The following is a 1,222-nucleotide window of genomic DNA, read 5'->3' as shown; positions in this document are numbered from 1 at the left end:
AAACAAAGCAATAAAAATAATTATGTGAATAAGGTAACTCTATGTAGGGGTATTTTTATTGGTTTATTTTCTATGAAAAAAGGCCAGCATTTCGCTGACCTTTTATATTCGATTATTTTTTATTTACGGCTTTCACAAACACTTCTTGTGCGCCTTCAATACCTAGCTCTTTTGCTTCATCAAGCAAGGTGAGTGCTTTCGGAATATCGTTCGCTGCGACTGCCGCTTCAATAGAGCTGTGGTAGTAGCTAGTGAGATCCGTACCTTGAGGAATGTTGTAGTTTTTCGCAAAAATCTTGGTATTCACGATATCATTCGCGGATACCGAAAAGCGGAACTGACCCAATGGGCTATGTTTCGCGAGAGGGTCTGCAATATCTGGCGGCTGAGTATGGCGCGCCATGGCGAAGGCTTTTGCAGGGTGTAGAACTTGTGTACTTCCTTTTAGATCGGCGGAAGTCGTGTAAACCAATACATGAAGATCATTACCTGTCATGTCTGGAATCACATTGAGATCAAGTACGAATTTATCGTTGTCCAACAGTTTTGCTGGTTCGTACTTAAACTTTGAGAAATCGGCTTGGTAAATGGTTTCTCCTGCCGAGTTCATCACTGCGACATTTGGAGCATAAAATTGAAGTTCTTTACTTACGAATGTCTCTAATTTGATATCGAGACTGCCACGATTGCCCGGAAGAGCGAACGCTGCAATTGCGCCAGCACTGTTGCCATCCAACAGCATTTGGCTTTTATCAGTCAAAGCGAACTCAGTAACCACAGGCACATTAAGCGGTACCCATTGAATATCACCCGATTGAGTGATTACTTGTTGCTGACCTTTTGGACTCATCTCTACTTGTTCTACGGACGCACAACCAGTAGCCAACATGCCCAGCAGTACGGGAGCAAGCCATTTTCTCATTACTGTCTACCTCGACTCATTATTGTTTTTGAAATAAATACAGCCAGATAGGTTCTGGCTGTATCATTCTAGGACAATTTAGGACTTAGTGGTTAGATGATTACCACCAAGCTTCAGCTTGTACACCGAATTGGAACGTATCGTCTGAACGACCGCTGTCAAATGTGTTTGAGTTATCCGCTTTGTCAGCCGTTAGGTAAGACGCGTATAGACGGATTTCAGGACGAGCCCAGAAGCTAGAGCCAGCAGACCATGCTTGAGCAACAGTTAGCTTACCGTATTTGTTTTCTTCGCCGTCGT

General features: G+C 43.4%; 2 protein-coding genes. Both read right to left on the bottom strand.

Annotation, left to right across the window (positions count from 1 at the left end):
* Positions 1 to 112: 112 nt before the first annotated feature.
* Positions 113 to 922, bottom strand: coding sequence for a MalM family protein (locus R8O70_RS25655; RefSeq protein WP_318184518.1), 810 nt, complete (start codon positions 920 to 922; stop codon positions 113 to 115).
* Between the two features lie 100 nt (positions 923 to 1,022).
* Positions 1,023 to 1,222 (bottom strand): carbohydrate porin (locus R8O70_RS25650; protein WP_318184517.1); only part of this gene is annotated, 200 nt, incomplete at its 5' end.

The sequence above is a fragment of the Vibrio sp. 779(2023) genome, from assembly GCF_033344285.1.
Taxonomy (GTDB): domain Bacteria; phylum Pseudomonadota; class Gammaproteobacteria; order Enterobacterales; family Vibrionaceae; genus Vibrio; species Vibrio alginolyticus.
Note: the sequence above shows the minus strand (reverse complement) of the source record. Positions and strands in the feature narration are given on the sequence as shown.

Bases quoted from the DNA above. Each gene is read 5' to 3' on its own strand.
- R8O70_RS25655 (WP_318184518.1), bottom strand. From the start codon at position 922: ATGAGAAAATGGCTTGCTCCCGTACTGCTGGGCATGTTGGCTACTGGT.